Source organism: Bacillus sp. FJAT-14266 (genome assembly GCF_001719225.1).
GTDB lineage: Bacteria > Bacillota > Bacilli > Bacillales > Bacillaceae > Bacillus > Bacillus subtilis.
Genome location: NZ_CP017072.1, coordinates 1,048,229 through 1,064,195 on the forward strand (window position 1 = coordinate 1,048,229; position 15,967 = coordinate 1,064,195).

Sequence of the window (15,967 nt, forward strand, 5' to 3'; positions counted from 1 at the left end):
AGGAGGCCAACCCTTTGAAGAAAATGTTGTTGTTCTTGATCATTGCAGCTGTCAGTATGCTCACCATCGCAGGCTGTTCGAGCCAAAGCAGTTCAGCGGACGGAAAGGTGACATTGAAATTTTTCCACAGATGGCCAAAGGAGCCGGAAAAAAGTTATTTTGAAGAGGTTGTTAAGGAATTTGAAAAAGAACACCCGGATATCGATATTCAAATTGAAGCCGTTTTAAATGACTCCTATAAAGATAAAATTAAGGTCATGCTGGGAACCACCAGCCCTCCTGACATTTACTTCTCTTGGAGCGATGAGTTTGCTTTTAAATTTATCAGAGGCAATAAAGCACTTGATCTCTCGTCCTACTACAAAAATGACACCGATTGGTCATCACAGCTCGTTCAATCGCAAATTACACCATTTACTTATGAAAACAAGCAATATGGCGTGCCGTGGCAAATGGACGCTAAATCATTCTTCTATAATAAAGACATTTTCCAAAAGCTGAATCTTGATCCCCCGAAGACGTGGGATGAATTAATCGATGTGTCAAAAAAGCTGAAAGAACATGGCTACACACCGATCAGCTTCGGAACAAAGGCGACTTGGACAATCTCGCACTATATCGGCACGCTTAATCAGCGGATGGTCGATGAAAAAACACGGGAAAAGGACTATAACGCCAAAACGGGTGAATTTACTGATGAAGGCTACGTAAAAGCACTTGAAAAGCTTCAAGAGCTGATGCCTTACTTTAATAAACATGTAAACTCCGTCGACCACGAATATGTGAGACAGCAATTTAAGAGCGGAAAGTCGGCGATGATATATGCGGAAACAGCGGAAATCAAGCTGGTTGAACCGGTTAATCTTGGGATGTTCCCATTTCCTGAAATCAGCGGGCAGAAAGGATCTTCAGAAGCGTTAACGGGAGCGCCGGAAGGATTCATGATTTCCTCAAGAACAAAACATCCGAAGGAAGCGATGGAATTTTTGCAGTTCTTGACGTCGAAAAAAATGGGCGAAAAGCTCGTGAAAGATGTCGGGAAATACAGTGCAGTGCAAGGTACGGCTACTGAAGAAAATGCAACAGCCATTCAGCGTGAAGCTGTTCAGCATATTGTTGATGCCAAATCAATGGTTCCATGGTTTGATATGGATGTCGATGTTGAAGTCGCAGATGCGTACCTAACGGGTGTCCAGCAAATGCTTGGCGGCGACATGACACCGCAGCAGGTGATGAAAGCCGTTCAAAAGGCAGCAAAGCAGGTGAGGGCGTCAGCTGAATAAATCAAAGAAAAGGTGAAGCTTCGCACCTTTTCTTTTTATAAAGGAGATGAGATACCCTTGGTCAATCAGAATAAAGTAATCCCCTATTTGTTTTTGGTGCCCGCTCTCGTTTTTTTACTTTTCGTTTATATCCCGATTTTTGAGAATGTATTCCTCAGCCTGTTTCAATGGAGCTCATTTTCTCCGGAAAAAACGTTTATCGGCTTAAAAAACTATGTTGAATTATTTCATGATCCTGTCTTCTATCAGGCACTTACCAATAATGTGCTTTATGCAGTGATCTCAATTGTATGCCAGGTATTTGGCGGTTTGATTTTGGCGGCGGTGCTTGAGGATAAGCTGGTCAGAAAATGGTCGCCGTTTTTTCGTACCGTTTTCTTTTTGCCGGTTGTCATCTCAATGACTGTGATCGCGCTTTTGTTTGATTTTATTTACAATCCGGAGACAGGGCTTTTGAATCAGCTGCTTCAGGCCATCGGTCTTGATCAGCTGACGAGGGCCTGGCTCGGGGATGACAGCACAGCTATGCTTTCTGTCATTTTTGTGTCCCAGTGGCAATCTGTCGGTTATATTGCGATGCTGTACATTGTGTCGATTCAAAAAATACCGGATGAACTGTATGAAGCGGCCCGGCTTGACGGCGCGGGTAAAATTCAGCAGTTTTTTCATATTACTGTTCCCCAGACGAAAGAGATGTCTTTTGTTGCGGTGGTCATGACGCTGACCGGGGCCTTTACGGTCTTTAATGAGCCGTACATTTTGACAGGCGGCGGGCCGGGAAACGCGTCAGAAGTCTTGAGCACGTTTTTATATAAAAGCGCCTTTACAAAGGATATGATGGGCTACGCCTCAGCGATTGCCACTGTCGTGTTAATCATTACGCTTGCATTATCGCTCATGCAAATGAAGTTCTTTAAAACCGGAAAGGAGGAGTAACTGATGCTGCCTCAGAAGAAGACAGATTCGTTCAGATTGGAGCCTGTGCCTGACCAGCACATTGAGGTGAAAAGAAAGCCTAGACGAAAATGGTATATCGGAGAAACGTCTGTGTGGGTTTTTCTGTTTCTTTATCTGATTGCGATTGCCTATCCGCTTCTCTGGATGGTGATGAGCGCCTTTAAAAACTCTGACGATATTTTTGAGCACAGCTGGTCGCTGCCGTCTTCGTGGCATCCGGAAAATTTTGTTTCCGCCTGGAACCAGGGGATTTCTTCTTATTTTATGAACAGTGTCATCGTTACGGCGCTGACGTGTGTGATCACTGTCTTTATCAGTGCATGGGCAGCGTATGGCCTTTCCCGGTTTGAGTTTAAAGGAAAAGGATTCTTTTTGGTGCTATGTCTTGGCGGATTGATGCTGACGCCGCAGGTCAGTCTTGTGCCGCTTTATTCTATTATTCAGTCGCTTGGCCTGTACAATACGTATTGGGCGTTAATCCTGCCGTATGCGGCTTATCGGATCCCATTCACCATCATTTTGATCCGCTCTTATTTTCTTTCTATTTCAAAAGAATTGGAGGAGGCGGCCTATTTGGATGGGTGTACAAGTTTTGGAGTATTTTTCAGAATTTTCTTACCAATGAGCGTGCCGATTTTGGTGACATCCGGCATTTTGACGGCTTACCATACATGGAATGAGTTTATGTTTGCGATTATTTTCATAGATGATGAGAATTTGCGGACCATTCCAGCCGGGCTGATGCAGTTCAGAGACGCGCTGCAGACAGACTGGGGCGTCCTGCTGGCAGGGTTAACGATTTCAGCCGCGCCGATTATTATTCTATTTTTATTGATGCAGAAATATTTTGTCCGCGGAATTGCAAGCGGCAGTGTAAAAGGATAAAGGAGGAAGCGCTATGAAATTGATTGCGGTTGGAGATAATGTTGTAGATTATTACCAGGATCAAGAAACATTCTACCCGGGAGGAAATGCCTTAAACGTTGCTGTGCTTGCCAAGCGGCTCGGGTATGAGTCTTCCTATATCGGAATCGTCGGCAATGACGAAGCCGCGGCACATTTGTTGAACGTTCTCAAGCTGGAGCAGGTCAATGCAGATTATATCCGCCAGGCGCACGGGGAAAACGGGATGGCGATTGTCACCCTTGATGAACAGGGGGACCGTATTTTTGTCAGGTCAAATAAAGGCGGCATTCAGTCCCGGCTTCGGCTCGTGTTCCAGGAGAAAGATATAGCCTTTATCAGCGGACATGATCTGTTGCATACGAGCGTGTACAGCAGGCTTGAGAACGATCTTCCGAAGCTGTGCGGGCTTGTCCCGGTCTCATTTGATTTTTCAACCAATCGGGAGGATGATTATTTGAGGAGGGTCTGTCCTTATGTGACGTATGCGTTTTTTTCAGGAAGCGATTTGAGTGAGTCGGAATGCGGTGAGCTTGCCAAAACAGCTCATGGATACGGAGCCAAAATGGTTTGTATGACCCGAGGGGGCCAAGGAGCAATCCTGTCTGCGGGTGATCGAGTCTATCATCAGCCGATTGTGGAAGCTGATATAATAGATACACTTGGAGCGGGAGATTCTTTTATAGCAGGCTTTTTGACTGCCTTTTGCGTGAAGCAGGATATAACGTACGCTTTGCGCCAGGCCGCCGAAACGGCTGCGAAAACATGCGGTGTGTACGGAGCTTTCGGCTATGGCTATCCTTATCGCTTGGAGGACGGGGGAAGCAGTGAAAAAACGAGAATACTATAAGCAGTGTCTCGTTTTTTATGCCTGTTATGTGTAGGGGCTGTTGATGGTAAAAGTGACACGGTTTGTGTGCATCAAAAACAATGAGCAATAGATTGGCTGGTCGTTTGATGTAAAAGCCGTTTTATCAATTTCAAACAGCGCATCCCCGATATCACAATCCAGGTATTTGCTTTCCTCCTGTTGGGCATATACAACGTTTAATAGCTTCGTATTGTGCGTGGGTACAACTTTGTATTGCTGTTTCAAAATATCATGCATGGATACGCCGTCAGCAATAAAGGTATCAATGCCGGGAAACAAATCAAGCGGATAATGCGTCACTTCAAAGGTGAGAGGCTGATCATCATTATATAAAATCCGTTTTAATTCAACCACAGGGCTCTCGGGTTGGATTTGAAGCTTTTCGGCGATGGGTTTTGACGCTGGAATGATGTCATGGGACAGCACATGATGCTTCGGTTTTTTGCCGGTTGATTCCATAAATTCCGAGTAGCCGTTTACAGCGATCAGCTCTCGTTTTAATTTAGGGCTTTTAACGAACGTTCCCTTTCCCTGCTGCCTGATCAGATAGCCTTCTTCGACTAAATCGAGAATGGCTTTCCTGACGGTGATGCGGCTGACGTTATACTTGGTGCAAAGCTCGTTTTCGGTAGGCAGCTTGGCGGTTGGGGAATATACGCCCTTTTTGATGTCATCAGTGATGATTTGTTTTAGCTGAATGTATAAAGGTGTAGAACTTCCGTTGTTTAACAAAGGGTAGCCTCCTTTTAACCTATTATTTATATTATAATGTATTATGACGTTATAATACAAATTTACATTTTTTATTTTAGAAATATAGCAAAAATGGGAATCGATTACTCTAAAAATAACAGAAAGACCAAGTTGTTTCCAGTGACGAAATAACGGGTCAAAAGATAGGGGGACTTTTCTGATGGCTTCATTAACATTTGAACACGTCAAAAAATCATATCACTCACAATTAACCGTGAAGGACTTTGATTTAGATGTAAAGGATAAGGAGCTTTTGGTGCTGGTGGGGCCGTCAGGATGCGGAAAATCAACAACGCTGCGGATGGTGGCTGGATTAGAAAGCATTTCTGAAGGAAATCTTCTTATTGATGGGGAGCGGGTCAATGATCTTCCGCCGAAAGAACGTGATATTGCGATGGTATTCCAGAACTATGCGCTTTATCCGCATATGACGGTTTTTGATAATATGGCGTTTGGATTAAAGCTCAGAAAGATGGCGAAACAGGAAATTGCCGAGCGGGTTCATGCGGCAGCCAGAATTTTAGAAATTGAACATTTGCTGAAGAGAAAACCGAAGGCGCTCTCCGGCGGGCAGCGGCAAAGGGTGGCGCTTGGCAGGTCGATTGTGAGGGAGCCGAAGGTCTTTTTAATGGACGAGCCGCTTTCTAATCTGGATGCAAAACTAAGAGTGACGATGCGGACAGAAATCAGCAAGCTGCACCAGCGATTAGAGGCAACGATCATTTATGTCACGCATGACCAGACCGAAGCAATGACTATGGGAGATCGGATTGTCGTCATGAATGAAGGGGAAATCCAGCAAGTGGCGAAACCTCATGACATTTATCATTACCCGGCCAATTTGTTTGTCGCAGGCTTCATTGGCTCTCCTGGGATGAACTTTTTGAAAGGCATCATAGAACAGCAGCATGGCGAGCTGTTTTTCACAAATTCTTCGATCCGGCTTCATATTCCTGAAGAAAAAGCAAAGCGGCTGAAGGAAAAGGGATATGCCGGAGAACAGATGATTGCCGGTGTACGGCCGGAGCACATCACACAAATGACAGGAAATGACCAGTTGTTTGATTCAGTGTTTCAAGCGAAGGTGGAAGTGAATGAAAATCTGGGCTCGGAGCTCATAGTGCATGTCATGGCTGGGGACGAGCGGCTCAAGGTCCGCCTGGACGGAAACACGCGAATCGATGCAGGCGATTCAATCCAGCTCTCAGTGAAAATGGACCACGTCGTCTTTTTCGATGCGGAAACGGAAGAGGCTGTGTATTAGAAAAAGGTGCTCCTCAAAAGGAGCACCTTTTTCTTACGGCCAAATCTCATCCGCCCATTCAGGGTGGTCGATAAATGGATTGCGGTTGTGCTGATATTTTTCATAAATGATTTCATTTCTTTTCCGCTCGCGGTCGTCAACCGGATCCTGCTTATTCCATTCGAGCAGGACAGATTGTTTGCCATGATAAGGAGCTGAGCCGTTGCCTGTCTTATCATTAAGCTCAAGATCAGGATAGCCGTCATCACCCTCGTAACGGACAGCCATGTAAAACAGCATGCGGGCAACATCGCCTTTCACATCATCGCGGGGCTCCCATGAATCGCCGTCATAATAATTTCCGGGTGCCTTCGCATATTCAGTGCCGCCATTGTCAAAATCCATATTTCCTCTTGTGCTGTTAACTTGAACATCGGCTGGGCGTAAATGATGAATATCAGTACCAGGTCCCTTGCTCGTACCAAAATCGCCATGGGATTTCGCCCAGACGTGCTCGCGGTTCCAATCGCCGACATTGCCGCCGTTCAGGCTTTTGGACCGCGATTCATTCGTATAGAGCAGGATGACGTTATTCGGATTTCTCGGGTCTTCATCCGTTTCTTTCAGCGCGTTCCACACTTCGCTGTAGGACAGCATCGTGTGTCCGCTGATAATACGGTGCAGGGTGCTTTTTAGCGAGTCTCCTGTTTTACCTTCAGCCCCTTCATAATAGGTATCTGTGTCAGCATAGGGTGCAGCGGGGGCGGCTAATGAGAGAAGGCTTCCTGTTCCTGAAGGGGAAGACGCCAATCGGTCATTGAGGCTTAATGCGGTTTGCGCGCTTGCTGAAGCTGCCGGCGCAAGCCATCCGGAAATCAGTAATACACAGACGAGCGGCAGAAACCATGCTTTTTTTGTCATCACTTGCCCTCCTTTTATCAGATCATGTCTATTATCTAAAATTCAAATAAAGGATAGAAGTGTCATTTTGTATATTTTTCATTAAAATTGTAAATTAGTCCCTTTGGAGGAGGCGGAAATCTCCTGTTCCATATCTTTAGGTCCTGTTTTTGCGAGCTGCCGGCATTTCCGTTTTCATCCGTTCCGCAAACATCGCCTCTCTGGCAAGCTGAGCTTGACCCTCTCTTTCGCTCTTGCTGGCTCTCTTCCTTACCGTGTTTTCTTTTGACCTTTACACTAAAATAGTTGTGACATATAGGGTGAATCTGGTTGTTGGATAGATACTGCGACTAAAAAATAAACGTTTTTTTGGTTAATCTGTCAATGAACTATCATGTTCTTCCTTCTATAATGAAGTCACCATAGCGGCCAGAGGGGGGAGTACATGGAAAAGCAGAAGCTTTCAGTAAAAAACAGCATCACAGATTATATTGAATGGCTCGCCCAATACGGTGCGTCTGCGGATGGCGGCGTAACGAGGCTTTTATACACAAAAGAGTGGATGGACGCACAGCTTGCTGTGAAAACGGAAATGTCTTCTTTCGGGCTTGAAACAAGATTCGACGATGTCGGCAATGTGTTTGGAAGGCTTTCGGGCACCCAGTCTCCGGATGAAGTCATTGTAACCGGTTCACATATCGATACTGTCATCAATGGAGGAAAATACGACGGCGCCTATGGCGTTCTGGCGGCGATGCTTGCGATAAAGCGGCTCAAAGAGACATACGGAGCGCCAAAAAAAACGCTCGAGGCGGTCTCCTTATGTGAGGAGGAAGGCAGCCGTTTTCCAATGACCTATTGGGGGTCGGGGAATATGACGGGTGTTTTTTCAGAACAAGATGCAAAAGAGCCAAGAGACGAGTCGGGAGTCTCCCTCCAAACAGCGATGCATGAGAGCGGTTTTGGCAAAGGTGTGTTTCAGTCAGCATATAGGACAGATATCAGCGCGTTTGTTGAGCTGCATATTGAACAGGGGAAGACGTTGGAAATGTCAGGCCGGGATCTCGGCATCGTGACAAGTATTGCGGGGCAGAGACGATATCTCGTCACGCTCGAAGGAGAATGCAATCACGCAGGAACCACCTCCATGAAATGGCGCAAGGACCCGCTCGCAGCCAGCAGCCGTATCATTCATGAGCTGCTGCTGCGGTCGGAGGAGCTGCCGGATGAGCTCCGTCTGACATGCGGAAAAATAACGGCAGAGCCCAATGTAGCCAATGTCATACCGGGCCGCGTCCAGTTTTCAATCGATATTCGCCATCAGCATCAGCATGTGCTGGAACAGTTTCATCAAGACATGGTTGCTTTGATCAACGGCATTTGCCTACAAAAAGGAATTCGCGCTGTGATTGATGAATATATGCGGATAGAGCCTGTGCCGATGGACGAAAGGCTGAAGGCTGCGGCTTTTGAAACAGCATTAGAAAACGGCTTCAGCTGTGAGGAAATGGTGAGCGGAGCAGGGCATGACGCGCAAATGATCGGAAGGCGCTATCCTGCTTGTATGCTGTTTGTGCCGAGCCGAGGCGGCGTCAGCCACTCACCGAAGGAATATACGTCAGCCAGACAGCTTGAGATCGGCGTCCGCGCACTGACTGATTTATTATACAAACTGGCTTACTGATAAAGGAGGAATGGCTGTGTCAGGCAGAAGAGAATTATGCACCCCGTTAAGAACGATTATGACGCCGGGGCCTGTTGAGGTTGATCCGCGTGTATTAAGAGTAATGAGCACCCCGGTTGTCGGCCAATTTGATCCGGCGTTTACAGGTATTATGAATGAAACGATGGAGATGCTTCGGGAGCTGTTCCAAACAAAAAACCGCTGGGCATACCCGATTGACGGCACTTCACGGGCGGGAATTGAAGCAGTGCTGGCTAGTGTGATAGAGCCGGAAGATGATGTGCTCATTCCCATTTACGGCCGTTTCGGTTATTTGCTGACTGAAATCGCCGAGCGATATGGGGCAAATGTTCATATGCTGGAGTGCGAATGGGGAACGGTTTTTGACCCGGAGGACATCATACGGGAGATAAAAAAAGTGAAGCCGAAAATTGTGGCCATGGTGCATGGAGAAACATCGACAGGAAGGATTCACCCGCTGAAAGCCATCGGCGAAGCCTGCCGCACCGAGGATGCATTGTTTATCGTCGATGCAGTCGCAACGATTGGGGGCTGCGAGGTTAAAGTCGATGAATGGAAGATTGACGCTGCCATCGGCGGAACGCAAAAATGTTTGTCTGTGCCTTCAGGAATGGCGCCGATTACATATAATGAGCGGGTGGCGGACGTGATTGCAGCTCGCAAAAAGGTGGAACGCGGGATTGCGACACAAGCTGACAGGGCAGCACTTTCGGGAAATCGGCCAATTACAAGCAACTACTTTGATTTGAGCCAGCTTGAGGATTATTGGAGCGAAAGACGGCTCAATCATCATACAGAAGCGACGACAATGCTGTACGCCTTACGTGAGGGAGTCAGACTGGTGCTTGAAGAAGGTCTTGAGACGCGTTTCGAGCGGCATCGGCACCATGAAGCCGCATTAGCAGCAGGGATAAAGGCAATGGGGCTAAGATTGTTTGGAGATGACAGCTGCAAAATGCCTGTTGTCACCTGTGTCGAAATTCCCGGCGGCATTGACGGCGAGTCTGTCCGTGACATGCTGCTGGCACAATTCGGCATTGAAATCGCCAGCTCATTCGGCCCGCTTGCAGGGAAGATCTGGAGGATCGGCACGATGGGGTACAGCTGCAGAAAAGAAAACGTGCTATTCGTGCTTGCCGGGTTAGAGGCTGTGCTTCTCAGACATAACGCAGGAATCGAAGCAGGAAAAGCGCTCCAAGCAGCGCTGGATGTGTATGAAAACGCTGGCCGCCAGGCAGCGGTGTAAAGAAAAGCTTGCGGAACTCCGCAAGCTTTTTAACGATATGATTTCGTGTTTTCTCCAATCTGATTTTCTTCGTTTGACTCTTTTTACAAATCCTCTTTCTATGTGTTTCATTTTCTGACAAATCATGAGTCATTTTTTCTTCCATCGTCTATTCTTTATACAAGTTACCTATAAAATCACGCTGAACTAGTTGTTTCTCACGGCAATTTTCGAGAGGAGGATGCGGCATTGGGGAATTTTCACACGATGTTAGATGCGCTCCTGGAAGACCAGGAGGAGGCTGTACTGGCGACAATTGTTCAAGTTGAAGGCTCCGCGTATCGAAAAGCAGGCGCCTCTATGCTCTTTAAGAAAAAAGGCAGACGGATTGGCTTGCTGAGCGGCGGGTGTGTGGAAGAAGATGTATTCCAAAGAATCAGTGCGCTGGGCGATCAGCTCACATCAACGCTGATTCCCTACGACATGCGGTCGGAGGACGATCTTTCTTGGGGCATGGGAGCCGGGTGCAATGGCATTATTCATGTTCATGCAGAGCGAATCACTCAGGAAAAAAGGCGGCACTATGAGAAAGTGAGGGATTGCCTTCATTCAGGCAAAGCTGTCACTTCTGTTATAAAGATTGAATCCTCCCATTATTTATTTCTGACGGAGAACGGGCATTTTGGCAACTGGCCGGACGCGCCTCTGCAAGATATTCAACGTACTGTTTCAACGCTTCATTTACCGCATTTCGATCCACCCACTAACATGTTTATTCAGCGAATTGAACCGAAGCCGCGCCTCATTCTGTTTGGGGCGGGACCGGATACTGTACCGCTGGCCAATTTGGCGGCTGACACAGGGTTTTCTGTTATCGTGACGGATTGGCGGCCCGCTTATTGTACATCCTCTCTTTTTCCAAAAGCGGATCAGCTGATCACCGCTTTTCCGGAACGAATGCTTAGCAAATTTCAATTTTTTCCGCATGATGCAGCTGTTGTGGCAACCCATCATTATCAGCACGATCAAACGATCATCAACTTCTTATTTTCTCAAAACCTCCATTATATTGGACTGTTGGGTTCGGCAAACCGCACGAAACGGCTGCTGAACGGAAAACATCCTCCGTCTCACTTTTACAGTCCGGTCGGGCTGAAAATCGGTGCGGAAGGTCCAGAGGAAATTGCGGTAAGTGTAGTTGCAGAAATCATTCAAACAAGAAAACGAATAGCGGTTGTATGAGAAGCCCCTATCTGATCGGCGTGTTTCTCGCTGCCGGCAAAAGCAGAAGAATGGGTCAAAACAAGCTGGCTTTGCCGCTAAAAGGAGAAAACATCGGCTCACTTTCCTTGAAAACTGCTCTGTCGTCCCGCCTTGATCACGTGCTGGTCGTCGAGCGGACAGAACATGCCTCCCTTGAGTGGATAGGAGCGCCGTATCACGCTCCGCCTTTTCAAAAACGCTGGAGCCTGCACGTTTGCCAAGACGCAGAAAAGGGTCAGGGGCATTCAGTCAGCAGCGGGGTGAGAAAAGCAGAAAGCATGGGGGCGGACGGCGTTGTCATTTTGTTAGCCGACCAGCCTCAGCTTTCCGTCGATCATCTCAATGCCCTTGTGGCACTGGCCCCTGAGCCATTTGCCGTGTCATCGTTTTTAGGGGCGTTCACCCCGCCAATCTACTTCTCGTCGGCTTGTTTTCCTTATGTAAAGGGGTTAACGGGAGATGAAGGGGCTCGCAGGCTCCTGAAAAGCGGACAGCTTGGAGCAGGAGCGGTTTTGGAGGCAAAGGATAGCGGCGAGTTGGACGATATTGATACACCCGAGGAATATGACATGGTAAGGAGGGCGATGGCTTGAACGGCCAAGTGACAAAAGCAAGGATGAATATTCAATTATGGAGGCCGGCAGCGCTTGATGAGGCCTATTCGCTTTTAGAGAAGCTTGCTCCGGATGTGTGTGCCGCATCGGGAAGCACGCTGCTTCAGCTTCAGTGGGACAAAGGAACTCTACCGAAACAGCACCTTGTCAGCCTTGAAGGGATTGACGAGATGCGAGGGATCAGCGCCAGTGACACCCACGTGTCGATCGGGGCGCTCACATCACTGAGTGAATGCAGAAAGAACCCTTTGATCAAGAGCACGCTTGGCTGTTTCAGTGACGCTGCTTCCGCTGTCGCCGCACCGGGAATCCGCAGCCGTGCCACGATTGGCGGCAACATAGCGAGTAAAATCGGTGATTTCATTCCGCTTCTGCTTGTGCTTGATGCTGATCTTATCGTATATCAAAAGAAGCTAATCAGGCTGCCGCTTGGCGCTTGGCTCATTGAGGAAGACTTTAGAACGGCTATCGTCACGCGTGTCATCATCCCGCGGGCGGAGGGAGAGCGTGTATTTTATCACAAGCTTGGAAGGCGTCAGGCTTTTACAGGAGCGGTTGCTGTTGCAGCTGGACGTTTTTTGAAAGACGGCGGCATTCGCCTCGCCGCTGGCCATGCCGATATCACTCCTAGGAGATTATTGGACAGCGAAGCGAAATGGATGGCACCAGGGTGGGACTCGCATGAGCTGTACAAAACACTTATTCATGAGCTGTCGTTTTCCTCAGATGCTTTTATGTCAGCGGCATACAGAAAAAAAGCCGCTGCCAACGTCATCATGGCAGAGCTGATGGCTGAGGGAGGGGAATAAATGATCATCAACAAACCGTCAAGAGTCAGACCGGATGGAAGGGATAAGGTCACAGGGGAATTGAAATATATGACCGATCTCAGCTTTCCAGGAATGCTGTATGGCAAGGTGCTGAGAAGTGCTTATCCTCATGCAGAGATTGTGTCGGTTTGCACCATAAAAGCTGAGAAAATGGAAGGCGTGCAGGCCGTCGTCACACATAAAGACGTTCCCGGCTTAAACCGATTTGGCATTGTCATCCCTGATCAGCCGGTTTTATGTGAGGACAGGGTGCGGTATGTCGGGGATGCGATCGCCGCAGTTGCTGCGGAAACGGAAGAAATCGCGGAAGCGGCGCTGGAGCTGATTCGAGTTGAGTATAAAGAGCTGGAAGTCATGGATTCACCAGAAAAAGCGCTTCGGCCGAATGCGCAAAGACTGCATGAGGACGGGAATATCCTGCACCGCGCATTTTTTTCAAACGGTGATGTGGAAGAAGGGTTTCAAGCATCTGACACAGTCTTTGAAGAAACCTATGAGCTGCCGCGGCAGATGCATACGTATATGGAAACGGAGGGAGGTGTAGCCGTTCCGGAAGACGACGGGGGTTTTACGATGTATGCAGGAACCCAGCACGGCTATAAAGACCGTTTCCAGCTTGCCCGTATTTTTGATATTCCTGAAGAGAAGATCAGAATTGTGTCAAGTCCGATGGGCGGCTCGTTCGGAGGGAAGGATGAGCTGAATATTCAGCCGTATGCTGCGCTTTTGGCCCTGAAAAGCGGACGCCCTGTCAAAATTCATCAGACACGAAAGGAATCTGTACGTTCTGGCATTAAGCGCCATCCGATGAAGATTACGATAAAAACGGGTGCAGATCATTCGGGAAATCTATTGGCGCACGACGTGAAAATTGTGGCGGACACAGGCGCTTACGCTACGCTCGGACCGGCTGTTCTTGATTTTTCTGTCGAGCATGCCGCGGGGCCGTACCGTATTCCGAATATCCGGACTGAAGGAATATCAGTATTTACGAACAACGGGGTGGCGGGGGAATTTCGGGGCTTTGGCGGCAACCAAATCACATTTGCACTCGAAACCCATCTCGATCGTCTCAGCGGCATGCTTGGCATCGACCCGCTCGAGCTGAGAAGAAAAAATATCAGAAAACCGCATGACTTGGGGCCGCTTGAGCATCGAATTGCACCAACTGACGGAGCGGCACAGGTGTTGAATGCCATATCTAAATCTCCCATTCTTAAAAAAACAAGCCGGAACTGCGGGTATCTGCAAAGAGGCACGGGAGCGGCAATTACAATGCACGGCGGCGGGCTGGGGTTTGGCCGAATGGATGCGGCAGGAGGCCGTTTGTCCCTTTCGAGTGAAGGCAAAATCACTGCTTCGTTTGGATTTGAAGAATGCGGACAGGGGATTCTAGCAGCGATTGAACAGATTGTCATGGAGGAGTTAGGTTGTGCCGCAGAGGATATTTCCATTGTTATTGGGGATACCGCAAAAGTGCCGAAGTCAGGCTCCTCCACAGCATCCCGCGGCACAAGCATGGTGTGGCACGCGATCCAGCGTTTGAAGAAGCCGTTTCTAGCTCAGTTGAAAAAACGGGCGGCAGAATGGAGCGGCTGTTCAGCGGAAAATCTTATTCCCGGCGCTGCAGGCTTGCGTGACAAAAACACAAAGGCGCTCGTGGTGACGTATAAGGAGCTGGCTGAAAAAGGCCCTTTGGCAGAGGAAACGGCATTTGACTTTCCAACAACGCCTGATCCTGTGGTGGGCGGCCATTTCCTCTACTCATTTGGAGCGGCTGCCGTTGAGGTGGAGGTAGATCTGTTAACAGGCGATGTCAAATTGATAGATTGTGAGCACGCTATTGCGGCAGGTCCGGTTATCAGTCCGCAGGGATATCGAGGTCAAATTGAAGGCGGCGCTGCCATGGCACTCGGCTACACACTGATGGAGGAAGCGAAAATGACGGATGGCCGTTATGCTGCGGAAAATCTCGATCACTATTTGATTCCCGGAATCAAAGATGTTCCTGACATGAAGGTGATTGCAATAGAAGACTTAATGAAGGGAGACGTATATGGACCGCGCGGTGTTGGCGAAATCGGAACAATCGCCATCACTCCGGCGATTGTAAAGGCAGTACATGATGCGGTCGGATGCTGGATAAACAAGCTGCCAATTTCAAGAGAAGAGCTGCTTGAAGCGATAGACAGAAAGGGGCTGAAGCAATGGACGTAAAAGAGGCCGGGCCATTTCCTGTAAAAAAGGAACAGTTCCGGATGACCGTGAATGGGCAGGAGCGGGAGGTTGCTGCCGTTCCTACGACACATCTGAGTGACCTGCTTAGAAAGGAATTTCAGCTGACCGGGACAAAGGTGTCCTGCGGAATCGGCCGCTGCGGAGCCTGCTCTATTTTAATCGACGGAAAGCTGGCCAATGCGTGTATGACCATGGCTTATCAAGTGGACGGCCATTCCATTACAACAATCGAGGGCGTACAAAAAGAGGAACTGGATATCTGCCAAACCGCTTTTTTGGAAGAAGGAGGCTTCCAATGCGGCTACTGTACCCCAGGAATGATAATTGCGCTTAAAGCACTGTTTCGGGAAACCCCTCAACCTTCTGACGAAGATATAGAAGAAGGGCTGGCGGGGAATTTGTGCCGGTGTACCGGGTATGGCGGGATTATGCGGTCAGCTTGCAGGATTAGAAGAGAGTTGAACGGGGGTAGACGGGAGTCCGGCTTTTAAAAGCCGGACTTTTTTAGCCTCAGTCAGACAGCGCGATCAAGACGCAGAAGCGTTGTGGGAAAACACACGATAAATCTCGTAGAACTTGACAGCTTCTGAATTACAAAAAGATTAGTGAGCACATAGCACAGACGCCATAAAAACTTCTTATGGCGTCTGTCGGACAGGGAGGTGTTGGATACGGCTTAGGCAAGGAAAGTTAAACTTAATAATTAAAGATAGCTGCTCCAACAATGATCAACAAAATGAATAGCACCACGATCAAAGCGAAGGAGCTCCCGAAACCGTTTGAGTAACCAGAGTTTCCACTGTATCCACCAGAATTGTAGAATCCCATAATGTCACCTCCTTAGTGGAGATAGTATAAGATATGCCAACGATCATTTTCGACATAGATTTAAGTCTAAAAAAGAAAAAATGAATATTTTGTCTAAAGGTGTAAGAGAGAACGCGTTATCAAAACTATTAAAAACGCAGCAATTGTCTTCAGAGTATTTTTTCGAGAAAAAACGCGGTCTGTTTATAGGATTGGAGAAGGGAGCTCGGCTGCTAAGAGCTGACTTATTAGTTTGAAACCTCGATTTATAAATGAAAGGACTACAGGATATTTTTGTCGTAGGCAATTATCCTGAAAAATATAGGTGAATGTTTATTCTAGCTGTTGTTTCACTAAGCGTGGGATTACTGCAAG

General features: G+C 47.9%; 15 protein-coding genes and 1 pseudogene. 12 read left to right on the plus strand and 4 right to left on the minus strand.

The features are described 5' to 3' along the window. Positions 1–14 precede the first annotated feature (14 nt). From BGM23_RS05440 to frlD, 4 genes are read left to right on the plus strand one after another with little or no spacing between them, the layout of a single operon-like run. Complete coding sequence (locus BGM23_RS05440) at positions 15–1,283, plus strand: ABC transporter substrate-binding protein (protein ID WP_046663935.1); 1,269 nt, start codon at positions 15–17, stop codon at positions 1,281–1,283. Between the two features lie 57 nt (positions 1,284–1,340). Beyond that, on the plus strand, positions 1,341–2,219 hold the full coding sequence (locus BGM23_RS05445) for a carbohydrate ABC transporter permease (protein ID WP_041056026.1): 879 nt from the start codon (positions 1,341–1,343) through the stop codon (positions 2,217–2,219). Positions 2,220–2,222: 3 nt separating this feature from the next. After that, a complete protein-coding gene (locus BGM23_RS05450) occupies positions 2,223–3,125 on the plus strand; it encodes a carbohydrate ABC transporter permease (protein ID WP_014477909.1) in 903 nt (300 codons plus the stop codon). Between the two features lie 13 nt (positions 3,126–3,138). Beyond that, entirely contained in the window at positions 3,139–3,993 is an 855-nt protein-coding gene (frlD, locus tag BGM23_RS05455; protein WP_046663934.1) for a fructosamine kinase FrlD, read from the plus strand. A 24-nt stretch (positions 3,994–4,017) separates the two neighbouring features. Here frlD and frlR read toward each other — a convergent pair whose 3' ends face one another. Beyond that, positions 4,018–4,746: a transcriptional regulator FrlR gene (frlR, locus tag BGM23_RS05460; RefSeq protein ID WP_003228628.1), complete on the minus strand. Its 729-nt coding sequence runs from the start codon at positions 4,744–4,746 to the stop codon at positions 4,018–4,020. 181 nt (positions 4,747–4,927) lie between these two features. Here frlR and BGM23_RS05465 point away from each other — a divergent pair, with 181 nt between their 5' ends. Further along, positions 4,928–6,031, plus strand: coding sequence for an ABC transporter ATP-binding protein (locus BGM23_RS05465; protein WP_024572486.1), 1,104 nt, complete (start codon positions 4,928–4,930; stop codon positions 6,029–6,031). A gap of 33 nt (positions 6,032–6,064) precedes the next feature. Here BGM23_RS05465 and BGM23_RS05470 read toward each other — a convergent pair whose 3' ends face one another. Continuing rightward, positions 6,065–6,931, minus strand: coding sequence for an endonuclease I family protein (locus BGM23_RS05470; protein WP_046663933.1), 867 nt, complete (start codon positions 6,929–6,931; stop codon positions 6,065–6,067). An 81-nt stretch (positions 6,932–7,012) separates the two neighbouring features. Beyond that, positions 7,013–7,131 (minus strand): annotated as a pseudogene (locus BGM23_RS21750) (hypothetical protein); the annotation flags it as partial. A gap of 224 nt (positions 7,132–7,355) precedes the next feature. Between BGM23_RS21750 and allC the strand changes: the two are divergent. From allC to pucE, 7 genes are all read left to right on the plus strand, one after another. Further along, complete coding sequence (gene allC, locus BGM23_RS05480) at positions 7,356–8,594, plus strand: allantoate deiminase (RefSeq protein WP_046663932.1); 1,239 nt, start codon at positions 7,356–7,358, stop codon at positions 8,592–8,594. A gap of 16 nt (positions 8,595–8,610) precedes the next feature. Then, positions 8,611–9,861, plus strand: a complete 1,251-nt coding sequence (gene pucG / locus BGM23_RS05485; RefSeq protein WP_003244520.1) for a (S)-ureidoglycine--glyoxylate transaminase — start codon at positions 8,611–8,613, stop codon at positions 9,859–9,861. 228 nt (positions 9,862–10,089) lie between these two features. Then, entirely contained in the window at positions 10,090–11,082 is a 993-nt protein-coding gene (locus BGM23_RS05490; RefSeq protein WP_038427900.1) for an XdhC family protein, read from the plus strand. Next, on the plus strand, positions 11,079–11,696 hold the full coding sequence (pucB, locus tag BGM23_RS05495) for a xanthine dehydrogenase accessory protein PucB (RefSeq protein WP_038427899.1): 618 nt from the start codon (positions 11,079–11,081) through the stop codon (positions 11,694–11,696). The genes BGM23_RS05490 and pucB overlap by 4 nt, the downstream gene beginning before the upstream one ends. Beyond that, a complete protein-coding gene (gene pucC, locus BGM23_RS05500) occupies positions 11,693–12,526 on the plus strand; it encodes a xanthine dehydrogenase subunit C (protein ID WP_038427898.1) in 834 nt (277 codons plus the stop codon). The genes pucB and pucC overlap by 4 nt, the downstream gene beginning before the upstream one ends. Next, entirely contained in the window at positions 12,527–14,764 is a 2,238-nt protein-coding gene (pucD, locus tag BGM23_RS05505) for a xanthine dehydrogenase subunit D (protein WP_038427897.1), read from the plus strand. Further along, positions 14,755–15,276 carry a xanthine dehydrogenase subunit E gene (pucE, locus tag BGM23_RS05510; RefSeq protein WP_015483659.1) on the plus strand — a complete coding sequence of 174 codons (522 nt, stop codon included), beginning with the start codon at positions 14,755–14,757 and terminating at the stop codon, positions 15,274–15,276. The genes pucD and pucE overlap by 10 nt, the downstream gene beginning before the upstream one ends. Before the next feature lie 205 nt (positions 15,277–15,481). On the opposite strand, the gene yuzJ is transcribed toward pucE, so the two are convergent. After that, positions 15,482–15,613: a YhzE/YjcZ family sporulation protein YuzJ gene (gene yuzJ, locus BGM23_RS05515; RefSeq protein WP_009968115.1), complete on the minus strand. Its 132-nt coding sequence runs from the start codon at positions 15,611–15,613 to the stop codon at positions 15,482–15,484. Between the last annotated feature and the right edge of the window lie 354 nt (positions 15,614–15,967).

What these genes read in the sequence shown, in the direction of transcription:
- BGM23_RS05450 (WP_014477909.1), top strand. Translation starts at nt 2,223, where the DNA reads ATGCTGCCTCAGAAGAAGACAGATTCGTTCAGATTGGAGCCTGTGCCT.
- frlD (WP_046663934.1), top strand. Translation starts at nt 3,139, where the DNA reads ATGAAATTGATTGCGGTTGGAGATAATGTTGTAGATTATTACCAGGAT.
- BGM23_RS05465 (WP_024572486.1), top strand. Translation starts at nt 4,928, where the DNA reads ATGGCTTCATTAACATTTGAACACGTCAAAAAATCATATCACTCACAA.
- BGM23_RS05470 (WP_046663933.1), bottom strand. Translation starts at nt 6,931, where the DNA reads ATGACAAAAAAAGCATGGTTTCTGCCGCTCGTCTGTGTATTACTGATT.
- allC (WP_046663932.1), top strand. Translation starts at nt 7,356, where the DNA reads ATGGAAAAGCAGAAGCTTTCAGTAAAAAACAGCATCACAGATTATATT.
- pucB (WP_038427899.1), top strand. Translation starts at nt 11,079, where the DNA reads ATGAGAAGCCCCTATCTGATCGGCGTGTTTCTCGCTGCCGGCAAAAGC.
- pucD (WP_038427897.1), top strand. Translation starts at nt 12,527, where the DNA reads ATGATCATCAACAAACCGTCAAGAGTCAGACCGGATGGAAGGGATAAG.
- pucE (WP_015483659.1), top strand. Translation starts at nt 14,755, where the DNA reads ATGGACGTAAAAGAGGCCGGGCCATTTCCTGTAAAAAAGGAACAGTTC.
- yuzJ (WP_009968115.1), bottom strand. Translation starts at nt 15,613, where the DNA reads ATGGGATTCTACAATTCTGGTGGATACAGTGGAAACTCTGGTTACTCA.